Origin of the sequence: Pantoea stewartii (assembly GCF_011044475.1) — a bacterium.
Classification (GTDB): Bacteria; Pseudomonadota; Gammaproteobacteria; order Enterobacterales; family Enterobacteriaceae; genus Pantoea; species Pantoea stewartii.
Window position 1 is genome coordinate 261,468 of the sequence record NZ_CP049116.1, and the last position, 20,876, is coordinate 282,343.

Annotated in this window: 15 protein-coding genes and 2 pseudogenes; 10 read left to right on the plus strand and 7 right to left on the minus strand. The window is 50.3% G+C overall.

The window, feature by feature from the left end; all coding sequences use genetic code 11:
* The first annotated feature begins 1 nt into the window (after window position 1).
* From G5574_RS22655 to uca, 5 genes are all read left to right on the plus strand, one after another.
* Entirely contained in the window at window positions 2-817 is an 816-nt protein-coding gene (locus G5574_RS22655; RefSeq protein WP_033742259.1) for an ABC transporter permease, read from the plus strand.
* Window positions 814-1,596: an ABC transporter ATP-binding protein gene (locus G5574_RS22660; RefSeq protein WP_162286599.1), complete on the plus strand. Its 783-nt coding sequence runs from the start codon at window positions 814-816 to the stop codon at window positions 1,594-1,596. Before G5574_RS22655 ends, G5574_RS22660 begins: the two co-directional genes overlap by 4 nt.
* The gene (locus G5574_RS22665; RefSeq protein ID WP_164483357.1) at window positions 1,593-2,321 is read left to right on the plus strand and encodes an urea amidolyase associated protein UAAP1; all 729 of its coding nucleotides are present in this window, start codon (window positions 1,593-1,595) and stop codon (window positions 2,319-2,321) included. Before G5574_RS22660 ends, G5574_RS22665 begins: the two co-directional genes overlap by 4 nt.
* Before the next feature lie 10 nt (window positions 2,322-2,331).
* Window positions 2,332-2,967, plus strand: a complete 636-nt coding sequence (locus G5574_RS22670) for an urea amidolyase associated protein UAAP2 (protein WP_039339340.1) — start codon at window positions 2,332-2,334, stop codon at window positions 2,965-2,967.
* Between the two features lie 111 nt (window positions 2,968-3,078).
* The gene (gene uca / locus G5574_RS22675) at window positions 3,079-6,681 is read left to right on the plus strand and encodes an urea carboxylase (RefSeq protein WP_164483358.1); all 3,603 of its coding nucleotides are present in this window, start codon (window positions 3,079-3,081) and stop codon (window positions 6,679-6,681) included.
* A gap of 197 nt (window positions 6,682-6,878) precedes the next feature.
* On the opposite strand, the gene G5574_RS22680 is transcribed toward uca, so the two are convergent.
* Window positions 6,879-7,589, minus strand: coding sequence for an SDR family oxidoreductase (locus G5574_RS22680; RefSeq protein WP_282499131.1), 711 nt, complete (start codon window positions 7,587-7,589; stop codon window positions 6,879-6,881).
* Window positions 7,590-7,736: 147 nt separating this feature from the next.
* Here G5574_RS22680 and G5574_RS22685 point away from each other — a divergent pair, with 147 nt between their 5' ends.
* Window positions 7,737-8,639 carry an AraC family transcriptional regulator gene (locus tag G5574_RS22685; RefSeq protein WP_162286602.1) on the plus strand — a complete coding sequence of 301 codons (903 nt, stop codon included), beginning with the start codon at window positions 7,737-7,739 and terminating at the stop codon, window positions 8,637-8,639.
* Window positions 8,640-8,661: 22 nt separating this feature from the next.
* Here the strand turns inward: G5574_RS22685 and G5574_RS22690 are convergent, their stop codons facing one another.
* From G5574_RS22690 to G5574_RS22710, 5 genes are all read right to left on the minus strand, one after another.
* Entirely contained in the window at window positions 8,662-9,804 is a 1,143-nt protein-coding gene (locus G5574_RS22690; protein ID WP_392391914.1) for a lactonase family protein, read from the minus strand.
* A 1,179-nt stretch (window positions 9,805-10,983) separates the two neighbouring features.
* Window positions 10,984-11,742 (minus strand): hypothetical protein, encoded by a 759-nt coding sequence (locus G5574_RS22695; protein WP_164483360.1) that lies wholly within the window; start codon window positions 11,740-11,742, stop codon window positions 10,984-10,986.
* A 278-nt stretch (window positions 11,743-12,020) separates the two neighbouring features.
* The gene (locus tag G5574_RS22700; RefSeq protein ID WP_164483361.1) at window positions 12,021-12,566 is read right to left on the minus strand and encodes a fimbrial protein; all 546 of its coding nucleotides are present in this window, start codon (window positions 12,564-12,566) and stop codon (window positions 12,021-12,023) included.
* A gap of 62 nt (window positions 12,567-12,628) precedes the next feature.
* Complete coding sequence (locus G5574_RS22705; RefSeq protein WP_164483362.1) at window positions 12,629-15,214, minus strand: fimbria/pilus outer membrane usher protein; 2,586 nt, start codon at window positions 15,212-15,214, stop codon at window positions 12,629-12,631.
* 17 nt (window positions 15,215-15,231) lie between these two features.
* Entirely contained in the window at window positions 15,232-15,921 is a 690-nt protein-coding gene (locus G5574_RS22710) for a fimbria/pilus periplasmic chaperone (protein WP_110268448.1), read from the minus strand.
* Window positions 15,922-16,454: 533 nt separating this feature from the next.
* Here G5574_RS22710 and G5574_RS23920 point away from each other — a divergent pair.
* Window positions 16,455-16,739 (plus strand): annotated as a pseudogene (locus G5574_RS23920) (biotin carboxylase N-terminal domain-containing protein); the annotation flags it as partial.
* A 185-nt stretch (window positions 16,740-16,924) separates the two neighbouring features.
* Here G5574_RS23920 and G5574_RS24065 read toward each other — a convergent pair.
* Window positions 16,925-17,195, minus strand: a pseudogene (locus tag G5574_RS24065) (DNA polymerase III subunit theta).
* 888 nt (window positions 17,196-18,083) lie between these two features.
* Between G5574_RS24065 and G5574_RS22720 the strand changes: the two are divergent.
* The 3 genes from G5574_RS22720 (at window position 18,084) to G5574_RS22730 (ending at window position 20,531) form a co-directional block, all read left to right on the plus strand.
* Window positions 18,084-18,497, plus strand: a complete 414-nt coding sequence (locus G5574_RS22720) for a GNAT family N-acetyltransferase (RefSeq protein WP_033742594.1) — start codon at window positions 18,084-18,086, stop codon at window positions 18,495-18,497.
* Window positions 18,498-18,570: 73 nt separating this feature from the next.
* Entirely contained in the window at window positions 18,571-19,209 is a 639-nt protein-coding gene (locus tag G5574_RS22725; protein WP_226374662.1) for a helix-turn-helix transcriptional regulator, read from the plus strand.
* Window positions 19,210-19,220: 11 nt separating this feature from the next.
* Window positions 19,221-20,531: a cytosine permease gene (locus tag G5574_RS22730; protein ID WP_039339351.1), complete on the plus strand. Its 1,311-nt coding sequence runs from the start codon at window positions 19,221-19,223 to the stop codon at window positions 20,529-20,531.
* Window positions 20,532-20,876 lie beyond the last annotated feature (345 nt).

Below are 20,876 nucleotides of genomic sequence, written 5' to 3' on the forward strand. Positions count from 1 at the left end.
CATGCGCCTCATCAACCGCTATCCCCGCCAGGGCATGCGCCTGACGCTAATGCTGTTGCCCTTCGTGCTGATTATCGCCGCCTGGTTTATCGGGTCGGCGGTGCGGCTCGAAGCCAATCCGCAGGACAAACTGCTGCCCGGCCTGTCGCAGATGATTGATGCCATTGACCGGATGGCTTTCACGCCGGATAAGCGCAGTGGTGAATACCTGCTGTGGACCGATACGTTTACCAGCCTGAGCCGCCTGCTGCTGGGGCTGACGCTCTCCTCGTTGATCGGCCTGTGTCTGGGTATCGCCGCAGGGGTGTTCCCGCTGTCCCGCGCCGCCCTGTCACCCCTGCTGACGGTTGTCTCAATGATTCCGCCGCTGGCGATTCTGCCCGTGCTGTTTATTGTTTTCGGCCTGGATGAGTTGTCAAAAGTGATGCTTATCGTCATTGGCATTACGCCGATGCTCGCGCGCGATCTTGAACACCGGGCGCGGGAAATCCCGGCAGAACTCTTTATCAAAGCGCAAACCCTGGGGGCGAATAGCTGGACGGTTGTGCTGCGGGTTGTCCTGCCGCAGCTGTTATCGCGGCTTATTACCTCGCTACGTCTGCTGCTGGGATCGGCCTGGCTGTTTTTAATCTCTTCTGAAGCGATTTCGGCGACCGCCGGGCTCGGCTATCGCATTTTCCTCGTACGGCGTTACATGGCGATGGATGTGATTATTCCTTATGTCATCTGGATCACGCTGCTGGCATGGCTGATGGATCTGGGCCTGCGCAGGTTGCACAACGCCTGTTTCCCCTGGGCGGAAGGAGGCCGGAAATGAGTTTTATCAGCATCAGGAATATCTGGCAGGAGTACGGCGATCATGTAGTGCTGGAGCGTATCAGTTTGCAGGTTAAAGAGGGTGAATTCTGCTCCCTGGTCGGTGCATCGGGCTGCGGAAAGTCGACATTTTTACGCCTGCTGCTGGGTCAGGAGAAACCTACCCGGGGAGAGATCACGCTGGATGGCCAGGCTCTGGCAACAGAACCAGACCGTAGCCGCGGCGTCGTGTTTCAGCGCTACTCCGTGTTTCCCCATCTCAACGTCCTGGATAACGTCGCGACGGGACTTGAGTTACCTGCTTCCCCGCTGTTTGGCCGCCTGTTTGGTGCCCGGAAACGCGAGGCCCGCCAGCAGGCGCGCGCGATGCTGGAGAAGGTGGGGCTGGGAAATGCGCTGGATAAATATCCGGCGCAGCTCTCCGGCGGCATGCAGCAAAGGCTGGCGATTGCCCAGGCATTCATCATGCAACCGCGCGTGCTGTTGCTTGATGAACCTTTTGGCGCACTGGATCCCGGCATTCGCAAAGATATGCATGCGCTGTTGCTTCAACTATGGAGTGAAACCCGTATGACGGTGTTTATGGTCACTCACGATCTTGCCGAAGGCTTCAACCTGGGCACCCGGCTACTGGTATTCGACAAAGTCCGTCACGATCCCCAGGCCCCTGATGCCTGGGGCGCACGTATTACTTACGATATTCCGCTTAATGAGGCGCGAATGGCACAACTGATGGCAGACAGTAAAGACAACGTTTATGCATTAAGGAGACAGCAATGACCGCACGTTTTCACTCGGCTCCCAGCCTGCGCGAAGAGCGGCTTCCCGGCGGGGCGCATACCTCACTCATTCTGCGTAAAGGACAGATCCTGCGCCTGACCGATCTCGACGGCGGCGCTAACGTCAGCATGATGATGCTCAATCCCCACGAAAAAAGTGAACGCCTGAATCTGCCGGATACGCTAAAGGGTCAGCATACTGCCCGGCTCACCACCGGGCACTGTTTCTACTCCGATATGGGCCGCGTACTCGCCGGAATCGTGGCGGACAGCTGTGGCTGGCACGACCCGTTTGGCGGCGTACTGAACGCGGCAGAAACGCACGAAAAATATGGCACGGGGCGCTATCAGGAGCTGCGGAATGGCTTCCATCGTAACGGCGTCGATAATCTGTTGGTCGAAATGGGCAAATGGGATTTGGGTCTGGAAGATCTGCTCATGGTCGTTAACTTCTTCAGCAAAGTCACTGTAGATGAAGATGGCCACTTTCACTTCATCACAGCGAACAGTCGCGCAGGGGATTTTGTTGAGTTGTTTGCCCCTATGGACGTCCTGATCGTTTTGACCGTGCTGCCGCATCCGATGGATCCTGCCCCGGACTATGCCCCGCGCCCCATTCAGCTGAGCTGGTATCAGGCGGATGACGAACAGGCCGCTACCGAAGCGTTGTTTATCCGCGATGAAAACCAGCGCGCGATTCGCAATACCCAACTTTTTGCCCTGTAAGGAGGCAGTGATGACCATGATTTCCAGCGACCGCCGCCCTGAAGATGCCGTGTACCGTCACGTGATCCCGGCGGGAGAGCCCTGGCTGTTTGAGGTTAAAAAAGGGCAAACACTGCGTCTGCTCGATTTGGAAGGGAATCAGGCGATCGATACGCTGTTTTACAACGCGGATAACCCGCGTGAACGTTACGATCCTCAACGTACACTACGCCGTCAGGGTAAGGCTTACCTGACCACCGGCAGCGTACTCTATTCCAATCTGGGCAATCCGTTGCTGACTATTGTCGCCGATACCTGCGGCCGTCACGATACGTTGGGCGGGGCTTGTGCGCAGGAAAGTAACACTGTGCGCTATGCCCATGACAAGCGCTATATGCACAGCTGCCGGGATAATTTTCTCTGTGCCTGTCTGCACGATGGCCGTCTGCATAAACGCGATATCGGTGCCAACATCAACTTTTTTATGAATGTCCCTGTTACCCCGCAAGGGGGACTGACCTTTGAGGACGGCATCTCTGCGGCCGGTAAATACGTTGAACTGCGTGCTGAGTGTAATGCGGTGGTTTTGATCTCTAACTGTCCGCAGTTAAACAACCCCTGCAACGGCTGGAACCCTACACCCGCCGAGGTACTGGTGTGGAACTGAGTCCGGCGCGGCTGAGCGTTACGCGCGCCTGAACAACATCAGCCCCGGGGACGGCCCCAGGGGACATATCGACTTTGTGCGGGACGGCCCGCTTCCCTGAGAGTTCCGCTTATGTTTGATACCTTACTGATTGCCAACCGTGGCGCGATTGCCTGCCGCATTTTGCGCACCCTACGTGCCATGCAGGTGAAGGGTGTGGCTGTGTACGCCGAAGCCGATCTCGGTAGCCTGCATATTCGCGACGCGGATGAAGCGTTAAGCCTTGGCGACGGCCCGGCGGCGCAAACCTATCTGGTCGCCGAAAAAATTATCGCCGCAGCGCAGCAAAGTGGCGCACAGGCCATTCATCCGGGCTACGGTTTTCTCTCTGAAAATGCCGCGTTCGCGGAAGCCTGTGAGGCCGCAGGACTGATTTTTGTCGGCCCAACGCCGCAGCAGTTGCGAACCTTTGGCCTGAAGCACACGGCCCGGGCCCTGGCGAAAGCCGAAGGTGTGCCCTTACTGGAAGGCAGCGAATTACTGGCCGATGCCGCCGAAGCCTGCCGTGTCGCCGGGACAGTCGGTTATCCGGTGATGCTGAAAAGCACCGCGGGCGGCGGCGGAATTGGCATGCGCGTTTGCCGCGATGCGCACGAGCTGGCCGACGCGTTCGATACGGTACAGCGGCTGGGGCAAAACAACTTCAGCGACGCCGGCGTGTTTCTCGAAAACTATATCGAGCGGGCGCGCCACCTTGAGGTACAGATTTTCGGCGACGGACTGGGTGAGGTTATCGCGCTGGGCGTGCGTGACTGCTCGGTGCAGCGGCGTAATCAAAAGGTCATCGAAGAAACCCCCGCGCCCAATCTGCCCGAAGGAATGGCGCAGGCGCTGTGCGAGGCGGCGGTTGCGCTGGGTAAAGCGGTAAACTATCGCAGTGCGGGCACAGTGGAGTTTGTTTATGACAGCGTCGCCCGCCAGTTTTACTTCCTGGAGGTCAATACCCGCCTTCAGGTAGAGCATGGCGTAACGGAACAGGTCTGGGGTGTTGACCTGGTGAAATGGATGATTGAACTGGCGGCGGGCACCTTGCCGCCGCTGCGCGAGCTGGCCGCGGGGCTTCAGCCACAGGGTCATGCTGTTCAGGCACGGGTTTATGCGGAAGATCCGGGACGGCAGTTTCAGCCTTCCCCCGGACTGCTCACGGAGGTAGCCTTTCCCGAAACCGAGAATGCCAGCCTGCGCATTGATCACTGGGTCGAAGCCGGCTGTGAAGTGCCGCCGTTTTTTGATCCGCTACTGGCAAAAATGATCGCCTGGCGGCCCAGCCGCGATGAGGCCATTGCCACGCTTTCGCAGGCGCTAGGGGAGACGCGTTTGTACGGTGTTGAAACCAATCGCCTCTATCTGCAGCAAATCCTGGCGTTTGCGCCCTTTGTCCACGGAGAACCCTGGACCCGTTGTCTGGAGCAACTGTGTTATCAGGCGGCGACAGTTGAGGTGCTGAGTGCCGGTACGCAAACCAGCGTTCAGGATTACCCGGGCCGTCTGGGGTACTGGGCAGTCGGCGTACCGCCATCCGGGCCGATGGATGATCGCGCCCTGCGTTCAGGCAACCGGCTGCTGGGGAATGAGGAGGGCGAAGCCGCGCTGGAAATCACCCTCACCGGACCCACCCTGAAATTTAACACCGCCATTGAGGCGGTGATTTGCGGTGCATCGCTGAGCGCTACCCTGGATGGCCAGCCCGTGCCGATGGAATGTGTCTTTACGATATCCGCCGGAGCAACGCTAAAGCTGGGTGCCGTAAACGGTGCGGGCGTGCGAAGCTATCTCTGCCTGAGCGGCGGTATTCAGGTGCCAACATATTTAGGCAGCAAAAGCACCTTTACGCTCGGCCAGTTTGGTGGTCATGCCGGACGCGCCCTGCGCAGCGGTGATATCCTGCACCTGGCACCGCAGACGGCGCAGGCGGGCACGAAACTTCCTCTGGCGTTGCGTACGAATCTTCCGCAGGTCCGCACCTTGCGGGTGATTTATGGCCCCCATGGCGCGCCGGAGTTTTTTACGCCGGACTATATCGCCACCTTTTTTGCCACGGACTGGGAAGTACATTTCAACTCCAGTCGCACGGGCGTTCGTCTGATTGGACCCAAGCCTGACTGGAGCCGTGACAGCGGCGGCGAAGCCGGACTGCACCCGTCGAATATTCACGATAACCCCTACGCTATTGGCGCGGTTGATTTTACCGGCGATATGCCGGTAATTCTGGGCCCGGATGGACCCAGTCTGGGAGGCTTCGTTTGTCCGGTCACGGTTATAGAAGCCGACCTCTGGCAACTGGGGCAACTGAAAGCCGGTGATAACGTGCGCTTTACCGCAGTGGATTTGCCCACCGCGCGTCAGCTGGCCCGGGAGCAACGCCAGGCGCTGGCAACGCTCTGCGCGCAGGAGACGGCCTGGCAACCTGTGCCGCTGACCTCGCCGATTGTTATGACCTGCGGCGAGGCCGATAAGCGCCTGGTGGCGCGGCTTTCGGGCGATACGCATCTGCTCCTCGAAGCCGGGGAGCCGGAACTGGATCTGGTTCTGCGTTTTCGCATTCATGCCCTGATGCAGGCGCTGGAAGCGCATGCAAAAGACGGGGTGATTGATATCACGCCGGGGATCCGTTCGCTGCAAATCCATTTTCAGCCTGAAATTCTCACCCATGACGCGCTGCTGGCATGGGTGCGCGGCGAGTGGCTCACAGTTTGTATGCATGATGATCTGCAGGTGCCGACCCGCGTGGTGCATCTGCCGCTTTCCTGGGACGATCCCGCCTGTCGTCAGGCGATTGAAAAATACATGACCACGGTACGTCCTGATGCGCCGTGGTGCCCCAGCAACCTGGAGTTTATTCGTCGGATTAACGATCTGCCTGATGAGCAGGCGGTCTGGAAAACGGTATTTGAAGCCAGCTACCTGGTTATGGGGCTGGGTGATGTCTATCTTGGCGCGCCGGTAGCGACACCGCTGGATCCGCGCCATCGTCTTGTCACCACAAAATATAATCCGGCGCGCACCTGGACGGCAGAAAATTCGGTCGGTATCGGTGGGGCTTACCTGTGCGTTTACGGTATGGAAGGGCCCGGTGGCTATCAGTTTGTGGGCCGCACGCTTCAGATGTGGAACCGCTATCGCGACGTCACCGATTTTGCCGGAAAACCCTGGCTACTGCGCTTCTTCGATCAACTGCGTTTTTACCCCGTATCCGCCGGGGAACTGATGCAAATCCGCCGCGATTTTCCACTGGGACGCTATCCGCTGCGCATTGAGCACAGCACGCTGCGGTTAAGCGATTATCAGCAGTTTCTTGCTCAGGAGGCGCAGAGCATCGCGGCGTTTCGTGACCATCAGCAAAAGGCGTTTAATGCGGAACGCGATCGCTGGATCGCCAGCGGTCAGGCTCATTTCGACAGCCAGGAAAGCGTGGTGGAAGAGGGCGGCGATAGGTCATTACAGCAGGGTGAACAGGGCGTCGAAAGCCCGGTTTCCGGCAATCTCTGGCAGGTGCAAACCACGGCGGGAAGTCGCGTGCGTGCGGGGGATGTGCTGGTCGTGCTGGAATCCATGAAAATGGAGATTCCGCTGCTGGCGCCGTGCGACGGCATCATTCAGCAGATAAACGTGCAGCCAGGCAGTGCTGTGCGCGCGGGACAGCGGGTTGCGGTGATAAGGGAAGAGAACGTCTGAAGCGGGAGCGGTTTCGGGCCCCGGATAGCGGTTACCGCCGGGGCTGATCACGCTCGTTGGTGATCTCCGTCTGGCAGGGGCGCGAAGCAGGTATGGCTCGTGCACCTGCGCGCCGAAAGCCATGCGCTCTGGCATGTTATCGGCGCGCTGTTTGCTAAACAAAAACGGCTGTAAAGGTGATGCGTATTCCCGGCCTTTTACGCGTCGCGGACGCTGCCACCATAAGCTTCCGGCACCAGATCCTGCTCGGCATCCCCGCTCTCAAGTAGCATTAACAGACTTTCAGCAACTTTTTCAGGTGAATGCGCGAAGGCGGCAATCTCTTTTTCCTGCGCGCTGGCCTGCTCACGGCCTGATTTAACGGACTGGTAAAATTCTGTCGCGGTCACAAAGGGATAGAAAGTCGATACCGTGATCCGCTCAGAAGCCAGCTCCAGACGGGCAACACGTGAAAGCATATTCAGTCCGGCTTTCGCGCTGGTATAGGCCGCAGAGCCTGGATAGGTTGCCAGCGTTGCACCTGAGCTGACATTAACAATGCTGCCGCGTCCTTGCTGACGCATCGCGGGTAGGACCGCCTGCATCATCCTGAGTGGCGCAACCAGATTTACGTCCAGCAGTGCCATGAAGTCCTCACTGCCGATCGTGTCAATGGCACCATGCAGCCCTTGCCCCGCATTGTTGATTAACGCGTCAACGCGCCCAAAATGGCTAAGCGTGGTCTGAACGGCGTTGGCAATCTCATCATGACGCGTCACATCACAGGCTATCGCTATGGCGTTTCCCAACGTTTGCGCCAGCGCGCTAATGCGTTCTTTACGCCGCGCGATAAGTACCACCTGCGCGCCAGATTGTGCAGCCGCCCGGGCGGTTGCTGCACCAATGCCCGACGATGCGCCGGTTATCATGATTACTGCCCCTTTAATATTCATCGCTTTTCTCGCTCCGGTTGCGGCACTCTCCGCACTGATTTTAGTGCGCACATCATTGCCGCGCGGCCTGAATTCTGCTTATTATTTGCCTGTTTCTGCTTAATTCTGCGTAAGGCTGAGCTTATGACAACGGCATTAGACGCCCTGCGCGAGAGCGTGCAGGACTGGCCTGTGGATGCAAACGCGCGTTCGGCCATCCCACGACTGGACATCTACCGGGTCACGCAACCTCTTACTCTTCCGCCCGAGGTTTATCCGCCCTTTATTAGCCTGATCCTGCAGGGTGAGAAGCAGCTGCAGATTGGATCGCGTCTCTTTCGCTATAGCGCCGGGCAGGCCTTTATCTCGTCTGTCGATCTGCCAGCAAGCGGTAAGATTGTGGGTGCCAGCGATACAGCGCCTTATCTGGCAGTGCGCCTGACATTCGATCTTGCCGTGATAAGAGCATTACTGCATGTGTCACCCTTAGTGAGTGAACCACCGGACGGACCGGGGTTTGCTGTTGAGGATGCAGATGCAACATTACTGGATGCCTGGTTGCGACTGGTGCGTCTGATTCATCATCCCGAAGATATTGCTGTGATGGCGCCCTTAACGGAGCGTGAAATTATTTACCGCCTGTTGCGTGGCCCCCAGGGGGCGCTGTTGCGTCAGGCTGCTGACACAAGCGGTTATTTTTTATCCATCCGCAGTGCGGTGAGCTGGTTGAAAACGCACTATGCTTCGCCGGTGCGCATTGAACAACTGGCGCATATGACCAACATGAGTATCTCGGTATTTCATCGTCGTTTTAAAGCCAGCACCGGATTTTCTCCGTTGCAGTATCAAAAGCATCTGCGGCTTTATGCGGCGCGTAATCTGCTCTTTCGTCAGCCCGGTAACGTCGCTGCCGTTGCGTCGACGGTGGGTTATGACAGTTTGACGCAGTTTACCCGTGAATATAGTCGTCTGTTTGGCATCCCGCCCGCGCGGGACGCCAGAGATCATCGTGGGGTAGGCGCGTTTCAGCAGGTGAGGTCGCTTTGATGACCCGCACCCGAATAATGCATCAGGGCACAATAACCATTTGAGAGGGCGCGCCAACGGCAACGTAGTTTCCGGTAAAGGTCATGGCACCGCTCGCTTTGTCCACTCTGAAGCTGGTGATGTTATCGCTACGCTGATTCATCACGTAAATCATGCTGCCATCGGGGGATAACGTCAGCGTTCGTGGGTAATCACCGCGCGTCCACACATCATCCTTATGCGTCAGTGTGCCGTTAGCATTGACCTCAAAGTGCGCAATGCTGTCATGCAGACGGTTGGCCACGTAAAGATTTTTCCCCGCCTTATCAATAACTAACCCGGCTGCAAAACTGGTGCCTTTATAACCGGCAGGCAGCGTAGAAACCGTGGCCTTTTCCTGCAAGGCACCGGTATGCGGATTAATAAGGTAATGCGTGAGTGTCGAGGCTTCTTCATTGACTAACCAGAGCGCACGACCGTCGGCGCTAAAGACGAAATGGCGCGGGCCTGCTCCTGCTGACGAGGCATTTATCCATGCGGGTTTACCGGGCGTGAGCGTACCGTCTTTATTCAGGTGATACTGGTAAATGCGATCCAGTCCCAGATCCGTCGAGTACACAAACTGGCCCGTAGGATCGCTGGCGACCATATGTGCATGCGGACCGTTGTGATCGCTAATAGCAAAACTGCCCTCCGGTGCCGCCGCGGGTTTGCCTGCGCCTGCCGGGCCACTGTCCTGATGATGATCGACAGCCTCACTCAGCCTGCCCTCTGACGTCACCGCAAACACTGTGATACTACCGCTGACATAATTGGCGACCATCAGGTAACGCTGATCGGGTGTCATAGACAGATAAACCGGCCCCTTACCTTGGGTGTCAACCTGATTTAATGCCGTGAGCGAGCCGTCCGGGTCAATCTGATAAGCGGTAACGCTGCCTTTTTCGGTCTCACTGGCCACATAGAGATGTTTACCATCGGCTGACGCGACCATCTGCGCCTGATTGGGCAGTTGACTCACCAACGTTTTTCCCGACAGTTCACCCTGCGCATTGATCGTGAATCGATAAACCCCTTCGCCATCAGGATTATAGGTTCCCACATACGCGTAAGATGCCTGAGCCATAAACGGCACGAAGGCCGTAACGCTTGCAACGGCGGCGGCTGTCAGAATCGTTTTATTCATAATTTTTCCCTATTTACCAGTGTCATTAAGCGAATATAACGGTTGCCCGTTCATCAATGCAGTGACTGCGCCGTGAGTAAAAGGGCAGAACGCAGCGTTTCAGTGATGCGCGCTTTGCCTTTACGTCGAAACGATTGCCAGAAAAGTGTGGCGGAGAGTATCCATCCACTTTGTCGTGTCGCTTTTCGGCCTGTCAGAAGCGCCTCTGCGTGGCACGCATGCCTGGCTGCGGTTTTCTGAAGGTGTCCGTTAAGCGTTTGTATTGGGAATGTAAAGCCAGAGTCTGGATAAATTATCAGCAAGCTCTGATGGGATACAGAGAGTGTTTTTCCGGTAGTAAGCGGAAATGTTTTGGCTGGGGATGGGGGATGTCACAGGAGGGGAATGGGCAGAAAGCTGTTTGGGGATAAAGGCTTGAATAAAAAGGCTTTTGCTGACGCAGACTCTTCCTGACTCATCATTATTAACGATTCAGGTTCAGGTCTGGTGTTTGATACAGATGCGAACACCGCAGATCACTTCTGTGCAGCCTGAAAACTTTATTATCTTAAGTAAAACCGAATTCAATGTCAGAAACATGATATAGCGTGGTTATTTTATCATGGTGAATTAAAAAGAAACCTGCGGTGCTTCGAGGCGAATAATTAATTGCCATTCTCTGTAATGGTGCAATGTATTTTCGCGCATCTGTAAAAGCTTTTCGGCGGGGATATATCGATCCTCACCGGGTCCGCTTTCAGGCTTTTCTCCTGTGTGCGAAGAATAACCCGGTCGTCCGGAAATAAAAAGTGGGGCTCTGGACGGTTTCCTGTAAACAAGATGAAGCTAACTCTCTGTCGGTAAAAGAGAAAATGAAAAGGGGGGAGGAGGGCATCGCCCTGACACTCTGTCCTTGAGCTGTGGTAACGGCGGAAGTTGCCATACAACAGGCTGACTCAGAGAAAACCTCGAAAATTGCCCAAATACAGGGGGCGGGAAAAGCGATAAAATCTGTCTGGTCAATTACCGCATAAGTGACTCGCATCGGGTATCATATCATTCATATGCTAAACTCTTTTAATTAATAATCTAAGCCGAATTCGTCCTCTTTTTATATCCGCATTCATTCAGGCAGACATATCAAAAATTGCTCGCGATAAGGCGAGCAGAGTGAAATTAATATAAAATTTGAGCTTAACGCTATAAAGGTGTTGTGGTGATGGTAATAATGTTATTAAAATTTCCCGCAGTAGGTTTATCGTCGGAACGGACACCTGTGAAACCCAAGTCAAAACCATGACTGGCGGAATTAACAGAAAACGATAATTTCCCATCGGGACCGAAAACTGTTTTTTTTCCGTCAATATCGGTAAGGAAATTCAAACCTCCGCCAGCAACGAGATACCCGCCAGATGTTACCTTATTGGTGCTAAGGATAATATTAATACCAGCACTGTAAGAGCACTGTGAAATAACTTTCACACTTTTACTGACACCAGTCGACTGACTAGGAGAAAGAGCGGCGAGTTGAGAAGTGGTAAAGGTCCCCATATCCAGATTCGGGTTACTGACAGATGTCGTGCACACAGGCGGTGGGGGCAATACATTGACTGTGTAGGTAAACCTGTCGGAGTTTTCTCCATATCGGTGATCAATATTTATGCTTATCGTTTTAGTCTCAGAGGATTCATTTTTGAATGTGGCGTATACAGTGTCTACTAATTTCTCTACCTTTTTATTTGAATCAGGGCGGTTTGAGGGGAAATAACGGTTCTTTTCATGGTTAAGAGGGATTTTTATATTATTTGCGTATGAAGACGTACCATCACTATAAGTATATGTAACATTGGCAATGACAGAATCATTATCAACCTGAGCATCGTCACTTTTCCATCCTGTAATATCATAATCGTATGCAGGCTCAATGCTATGGCCATTATAAACAGACTGTAACTGCATTCTGCATACCTTACCTGACGTGCAGGTAAAACTGCCGCTGACGGAATCTGCAAAAACAGACCGGGAATGTAGAGAACAGACAAGCACAGGTATGATACAGAAAACTATGAATTTGCATCTCGCCCCAAAAAAAAATTTAAGGAAAAAGCTAAAAGTCAGCGTATTATTCATTTTGTGTATTTACTCATTGAAGGGCGATGCCGTTAAGAATAAACGACATTCGCCAGTCATTTTCAGTAAGTGAAATAAAAGCTACCCGGTACGGGCAGCTTTGCTAATTAGTTGTACGCAACGTTGAGCGTGACAATACTGCTAAAGTCACCAGCCGTGGGTGCGGTGGCAGACGTCTGGATTAACTTTGCGGTAAAATCCATTCTCACTTTGCTATCCACTATCGCATAATCAACGGAGCTGCTGCCGTTGGGCAAAAGCTGGGTTGCTTGTGTGCTACCACCGTACAGACCGAGTGCTACACCTGCAGCTCCTGAACGGGTACTATTTGCAAAAAGTGTCTGATTGGTTCCGTCAGGGGTTCCATTTGCAGTCACAGTAACTGATTTAGCACCAGCGCCACAGCCTTCTAAATCCAGATGAAATGTTTTAGCCGCACCAGATTCTCCTGTGCCCGTAAAATCTCTAAGAGATGCCCGGCCTAAAGATACATTGATTCCAGAAGCACTCCAGCCGGGCGTACAGGTATTATCAACAACCGTTGCTGTAACATTAATTTTTGCAGTTTCGGTTGCCGCATAAACATCAGTAGCTGCGCATGCAATTAAGATATTCATCAAGAAAGCAGTACTGAACTTTTTGGTTGAAGGCATTTTAGATCCTCAATAGTTTTCATTTAAAATTTGAAATAAGAATGTTTGCAATAGTTCATATTTCACTTACACACCAGAGACATTTGAATAATGCTTTTATCCTGTTTTATTTTTGAAAAGTCATAATGGGCAGTACATTGTTCGCCTGTGTGATTTCCCCATTTAGCCCTAAGCAATCCTTTCTCCTTTAAACCGGTAAGATATACCTCTCCATTTTCATCAATAATTCCGGCTTTATCATCGTCAGAGACAGAAACACCGGCACCAAAAGGTAAAGGTTTATCCTGATAAATCAGGTTTAAAAGAGCTTGATGCCCTTTACGAACGTTAAAACCTGCAAGCACTATCGCACCTTCGGTAGGAGTAACGTATTTGACGGGCTCTTTAATTTCAGTAAACTGATCAAGCGAGCCGACATTAAGAGCGACACGATTTCGACGATAATCTGAAGCATTATTTTTGATTGTATAACCACGCCAGTCAGTTCTCACTCCCGGACTATCAGTTACAGGTATATACGATGCTTCAGGTGCTTTAATAAGAATATTAGTTTTACTCAGCTGCTGACCAAACGTCAGACCATATGACGAAAGTACCATGCTTCCTGTAGCTCCATATCTTAACTGGCTGTAATTCTTACTCTGACCGTAACCCAATGAAATACCGCCATAGGTACCCAAATAATCAATGGCAGCGTCGCCGGAGTTACCCTCCCGCTGGTTATAAACCTGACTAACACCCCAGTTTAAATTATTGTTTTCCAGAGCACTTCCGCTGAGCTGCATTTGATTAGAGGTACTGCCGTTACCGCTGTTAATATTGTATGCCAGGTAACTATTACTCAGCATACCTCTATTGAATAACCAGTTATCAAGTGGAAGTGAAAAAGAGAGGTATATACTCTTATCAGCATAAGGCTGATCGCTGTATTTACTATACCCTGCGGAGACTTGATAATTAACCTTCCAGAATGAACTGTTGAATCCGACTTGAAAAGAAGTGGTCGGTGTCATGCCACTCCAATATGTCTGCCGACTTGCAGTCAGATACAGCGAGCCTACTTCCCCGAGTCGTTGTGTTATATTAGCCTGTATAAGATTTTTTTTAGCTTGATAGAGGTTGTAATAATCACCCCAGTTTACTTTATCGTTATTAGGATTAATGCGGTTTGAAAGATCATCACTGGCCCATCCGTTCATTTTTTTCAAAGCCGCTTCAGATAGCGTGTAATAACCCCTGGTAGAAAATCGGTTTGCCATTAACTGGAATGTTGTCCCTACCGATGACAGAGATCTTGCATACATCAATCTCCATGAAGCACCACTATGCTTCGATTCATCAGCTAAAAGACTCTCTGCCCGGGTAACATCGGCTGATATGGCACCGAGAAAGCCAGCATTTAAACCTGCACCGATTGCAGCCGCCTGATAACGGTTTGCTAGCTGCGTGCCACCATAAATGGTTGTATCATCCGTTACACCCCACTGAAAAGTTCCATGCGCAAAGTTAAGCGGATCATATAAGTTGTTAGTATCTCTGACTTTCCCGGCTGCCAGCGTATAAACAACACGTCCTTCTCGTTGTAAAACCGGTACAGAAGAATAAGGCACAACAAAATGTGTCTTTGTACCATTAGTTTCTACAATCGTAACCCTGAGGTCACCACTGTTGCTGACGGAAGCCAGATCAGTAATAGAGAATGCCCCTGCAGGCACTGCCGTGCTGTAGATAAGATTACCGTTTTGACGAACATACACTTCGGCATTACTGGCAGCGACACCTCTGATTACCGGCGCGAAGCCCTGCATCGTGTCGGAATACATTGCTAAATCAGTCCCTATTTTAAAACCACTGAATGAAAAAGATTCAAATATGTTTCCATTCGACTGTGTATTACCTATGACGAGGTTACTCTTCCATGGAACGATAGGCCGCATTAAATAAGTATTCAGATGTTCCCAATTATGCTCTCGCTTACCGTTGCTCCTATATCGAGTTAGTATACTGTTATCGCGTAAACGCCACGCGCCTGTGTTTATGCCAGAATTTAAGTTCATATAATCATTAAAGGCATTTCCGTATACGGTACTGTTTTTATTTCCTGAATATTGCCAGCTCAAAAAAACCGCGTTTATGCCGTTGTCCCATTCAGTTTCATTCGTTGATTCATTGTTTTTTAAAATTAAATATGCTTGTGGGATATTAATGTCCAGCCTCATTTTGGAGAAGCTGAATCGTGTATACGCAGAGTCTATATATTCTCCCGGATTAAAACATTTCGTTCGGGACGTATTATTTATCTTAGTAAACGTGTTAAAGTTCAAGCCGATACTTTGAAAAAAATCCGGCCTGAGACAAGCCATTAAACCGGTATCATCTCTTACGCTTTTTGTTTTTATATTCATATAATGTATGGAAGTAAAATAAATGTTCTTCTTTTCAATGAATGAACCATTTAAATACATGTCAACATTATAATTTCCAGGTAATTGTCTGCCCGGGGTAGAGAACACAGATAAATCAGCTACATTATTGACATTGTCTGAAATCATAGCTGGATCAAAATTAAGTCGGGCAAAACTAATTTTAGGGTTTAAAATTACGGTCAATATAAAAATACTTTTCACAAAAAAAGATGTTCTTTCCATTTTTATTGCTTTTTTTGTTATAGCACTTTGGCATGAATTGGGAGAGTGTTCGCACCATAGTCATTAATGGTTGAGTAAATAATCAGAGATGAGCTTGTATCCCCTGATGTTAATAATTGCTCTGAAAAAGGTTTAACCATCATGCTTTCGATATTTTGTGAGCCGTATTTAATATTGACCATGGTCAGGTAATAAGGTGTTGGGTTTTTTACAACTATGCTGTTATTACTTTTCATGAAACTTAACTTTGCCGGAGCTTTCTCAGGAGAGGGGCTTAACCCTGACGGACGCACAAATAATTTAATGCGGCTTGCTATGGCGATACGGACATTATTCTCATCATCAGTTTTTTTTCCGATTGAAGGAATGCCTTTCGCAATGAAGTAGTAAAGAGACTCTCTGTCTTCCGGCAGATTATGATTCATAAGAATGAGCCTGAGAATGTTCTCATCCTCAGGACCACTCAGATAAAGGGGAGGGACTACAATCAAATCCTTGACTTTCATACCTGCCTGATTTTCAACCCAGGACTGTACCAAAAAAGAATCTTTGGATGATGTGTTAGATATAGTGAAAGTCAGTTGTTTATCATCCATTGGATAAACAAGTCTTGTTCCTTCTATAGTAATACCACCATCAGCAATGGCGTGATTAAGGAAAACTAAAAAAAACGCAAATACAGCTATAACACTTCGTATTTTTGACATGATCTACAATTTAACCTCAAAAAACCCTGATGCGGCAACTACATGACTTCATAAATTGATATCGGCCTCTTAGTTTATTAGACCTGGGTTAGTCATGATGTGAAGGATAACTCTACCATTTTCTTTTTTATTTTGTTAAATATGAGATCTGAATAAATATGAAGTTTTCTTTTTATCCTGAAATGATTTTTTTAATTAATCTTTTGTTTTTTACTAAAAACAATTCCGTTGTTTGATTTAAATCAATTGTTAACTTAAAAAAGGTCTCCGGAATTAATGTGGATATTTGCTGTTCTTTACAAAAGAAGTCTGTGCGCCCACCTGTAACCTGTTAAAGAAAATGAATTCTTTTATCAAAAGATTAGATAGCATTGATGTTTGTGAATGTGCTGTCCATGAATAGCCGACTTTTTTGATATTGCTGATTAAACAGGAAAGAGGTGGTGGTTATGAGCCTGTGCGCTATCAGAAATTCCAGTTAGGTAGACTGATTCATTTTTTGCATTTACATAATTATTGCTTACACCGATCTGAAAATTATCACCGCAGCGCAGCAAAGTCGCGCGCAGGCAATTCACCCGGGTTACGGTTTTCTCTTTGAAAATGCCGCGCTTGCGGAAGCCTGTGAGTCCGCAGGGCGGATTTTTATCGGCCCAACGCCGCAGCAGTTGCGAACCTTTGGCCTGAGGCTCACAGCCCGTGCTCTGGCGAAAGCCGAAGATGTGCCTTTGCTGGAAGGCAGCGAATTACTCGTCGATGTCGCCGAGGTCTGCCGCGTCACCAGTACAGCCAGTTATCTGGTGAGGCTGAAAAGTTCACCTGCGTTCAGGTTCGGTCTGCCTTCGTAGAAACAGGGGTTATTGAGTTCTTCAGTTGTGTACAACGCCTGCGCCCTCACGTTCAGCCGGAATTATCATCCTGACGCTTTTATGAAGATACCGCTGATAGTGACGCGGGCAACCTGACGGTCGGGAACGCACTCCGGCCACCAGCTGACCTGTCATCAGTTTCCTTCAGGCTTATCCTCTTTCAGGTAAACCGGATCGGCGCTCTTTGGCAGAGTCAGGGAAATCTGCGCTAACGGTCGAGGCGCTCATGAAAATAAACTCGCAGTACCTCTGACTGCTGCAGTTCTGCTTCCATCGGGATAAGGGTTTATTCATTTGCTCTTTACAGACAACGCCTGAGGCTGCGAGATCAATATTGATTTTATACCGCTCCAGCCTGTCTTTCGCTGCAATATCATGTGACGTAGTAACTCTTCCTGAATACAGTATGGTGCCTGTACAGACAGAGGCGGCAGGAGAGGGTGATATAATGGCCAGAACGGCCGGTGGGATTACGTGTGCGGTTTTTCGTCAGACACATTCAGGGAAAGCTTCAATAGTGCGCGGCGGGTGACAGATGCTCTCAGTATTTTCCGGGAGTTTACACCCAGCTTTTTCTGCACGGAATTGATGGCTTCTTTAACCTTATCTTCAGAAAACCTAAGTTATTTAGCGAGATTCTCTCGTAATGTGACAGAAGACCAGCATGCAAAGATGAGTGGCCTGCTGCACAGTCTGCTCAGGAAAAATGTTGTAAGCGATTCATAATTTACGTATTCGTTAGCAGTCATCGTGACTTCATGATCACTTTAACTGCGATACTTTTTCCTGAGTTCATAAATCATGTTACTGATTAATTCGTCCTGATATAAAAAATACGTCGAGTTTCAAAAGTCACTCAACAGATTGTCAGGTATAGATTTTTTATTATGGAACCTGGTAATTTTGTTAAAACAGCTCAGAACTTTGAATTTATAAAAAATCTTAGTGAATATAAACGAGAAAAAATAGCGTTCCCTGGTGTTGTTTATATTATGTAAAAATCACATGGCTGAATGCCCTAATCCAGACCCATCATGCGCCAGAAATATACTACAAAAACAATGCCATTTTAAATTTCTTGCAGTCTGTTTTTTATTTATATACCCTTGCAGAAAATAAAAGGGAATTAAGCATCTTCCGGTCTGTTGTTTCATTTACGTAGGATACACCACACCGGAATGGAGTAAATGGGGTTATTCACCCCATTGACAGATGCAATGACTTGTGTATAAGGATTCTTATTCCAAAGAGAGTAATCTGCTTTATACATCTGCAAGCCGCAAGGAACGTACTTTGAAGATCACACTTATTACCAATCCTTCCCACCAGGAAAAAAACGTTATCACTGATGGACTCTGGAGCCACAACGCCACATTCCATCCCGTTGAAATCGAACCGTTTCTGCTTTACTGCACAGACGATGATGGCAACGTAGCTGGGGGTCTGATCGCTCAGACCTGGTGGGGGACTCTTGAAATTCAGTATTTATGGATCGCTGAACGTATCAGAGGTAAGGGATATGGAAAAGAATTGATGTCAGCTGCTGAAGCAGAGGCCAGAAACCGAAACTGCCACATGGCCACAGTGGACACGTTCGATTTTCAGGCCAGGTCGTTCTATGAAAAGCTCGGTTACAAAGAGTATGGATCACTCTCAGGCTATGCACATAAGTTCAGACGTCACTACCTGGCAAAAGAATTTACGTAGCATACCTGCGAAAGCAGAGGTATGTATGCAGTATAAGAGAGTCTGCGCGAACACACTGTCCATCATGATCAAAATGATCGAAAAACTGGATGAACCGTGGGGAATTAAAGACTGCCAGTCCAGACATCTTTTTATGAACAAAGCCGCCCGCATGTACACCTGCACACCGGCGGCTTTCGATCTTGAGGGTAAACTTGACTGCGAATTTCCCACAACGTGGGCGGAGCAGGCGGAAGGGTTTATTGAACATGACAGAAAGGCGGAATCAGAAGGAAAAGGCGTCAGCGTGATAGAGACCGACTTCTGGTTTGGCCGAAAAGAACTCTACCCTTATATCAGTGAGAAAATACCCTTCAGGGATGCGAACGGTGTCTGTATGGGGACACTGTGGAATGCCAGAAAAATAAGGGTCCTTTCCCCGTACGTATGTATCAGTGATAAAAAACCGGGCGTCCTGCATACAGCGTCCGACCAGTCTGTATTCACTCGTTCGGAAATGGATATGATTTTTTATCTGATGAAAAACCTGAGTCAGAAAGAGGTCGCAAACCAACTCGGATTATCCACAAAGACCATTAATAACAAAATGCAAAATATATACAGAAAGACAGGAGTTAATTCAGTTTCTGCGCTCTATGAATTCTGCTTACATAAAAACCTGCAGAATTACCTGCCTGAATTTGCCATTAATAAAGGCATAAAATTTATCTGACCGGAGCACTTATGAGCTTGCATGAAAATTATTCTGTTGAAAGGGTTCCGGCCGCAGCTCGCCTGCCGTTCTGGGGCGTGGCACTGGTTCACATGGGGATGCTGACTGCGCTGGACCAGTTCATGTTGGGGGCCACCCTTGGCCACTCAATGAGCTATGCACACGCCTTCATCGCCATCACCGCCGGCAGCCTGATTTTCTTTGTCGCAACGTTTGGGCTGGGTTACGCCGGTATGCGGGAAGGCATCTCCGGCAGCCTGCTGGCTCGCTGGTGCGGTTTTGGCCGGGGAGGTTCCGTGCTGGTCAGTCTGCTTATCGCCGTCAGTCTCCTGGGATGGTTTGGCATACAGAATTCCGTCTTTGCCAGTTCGCTGGATCATGCCCTTGGCCAGAAACTCGGATTCCACTGGGCAGCTGCGCTTTCAGGCCTTACCCTGACGCTTATCGTGGCTTTCGGTTTCAGAGCGCTACGCTTTGCCGCCCGCATAGCGGTCCCGGCGTTCGCCATCAGCGTTCTGTACATCTCTACCGTTCTGCTGACAGGTCAGGACATGGGGGCGCTTTCGGCGCTGTCTGAAGCAGGAAAAGGTCTTTCCATCAGTGATGCCATTACGCTTGTGGTGGGAGGCAGTATCGTGGCCAGCCTGATAACGCCAGACCTGACACGCTATTACAGCAACGGCCGGCAGGTCATGCTCATGACGGTTCTGACCATCTTTGCGGGAGAATACGTTATCAACGGGCTGGCAGTGATCATTTCCGTGATACTGAATACTGCAGACGTGGTGACCATTATGAGTCAGGTCACCGGCGGCATTGGGCTGGTCGTCGTGGTGTTTTCGACGATGAGGATCAACGACATCAACCTGTATTCGTCCTCGCTTGGCGTGGCCAACGCGATTGAAGCTTTTACGGGGAAAAAAATCCCGTACGTGGTTATCACGCTTTTCATCGGCCTTGCCGGCACTACGATGTCGGTAATGGGCATTCTTGACCGTTTCGTCGACTTTCTTAACCTGCTAGGTGTCCTGTTCCCGCCAGTCATCGGAGTCATGATGGTTGACTATTTCATTCTGAAAAGTGACAGGAAGGTATTGGACGAAAGCCGGCGCAGGAACGCCTTACCCGACGAAGCGCAGACGAAAAACTTCGGCTGGAATGCGATCATCGCCAGCCTGTTGGGCGCGGTAGCGGGTTATTACGTCACCTACGGCGTACCGGCGCTGAACTCAATCATTGCTGGCTGCCTGATGTACCTCGTACTGAATTTTATCAAAGGACAAATGACGTCACGGGACAGTGAAAGCATATCCGGAATCTGACAGCCGTAAACATGCCCTGACACAGACTAATCTGCGCTGTTTAAGGCGGGTACATTCAGCCACGCTTCAGCGGCCTTCCTGGCCGCTTTCTTTACCCCGTGATCATTACGCGTCAGTACTGACGAGGAAGAGCTGACGCTGCAGAACAGCATTTTTGAAGATGCCCGGGGCAGGGATGGTTATGTTGACGGCGTTTATAAAGAAAAGGCCTCAGCGACCGCGCTGAACTCCAGCGCATGATTGCCGACCTGCATGCCGGTGAGGTGGTTGTAGCCGAAACAGGCCATGTATTCATTTTCAGGGAGCAGGTCAGCTGGTCGGTAAGGCTCATCAGCATATAAATCC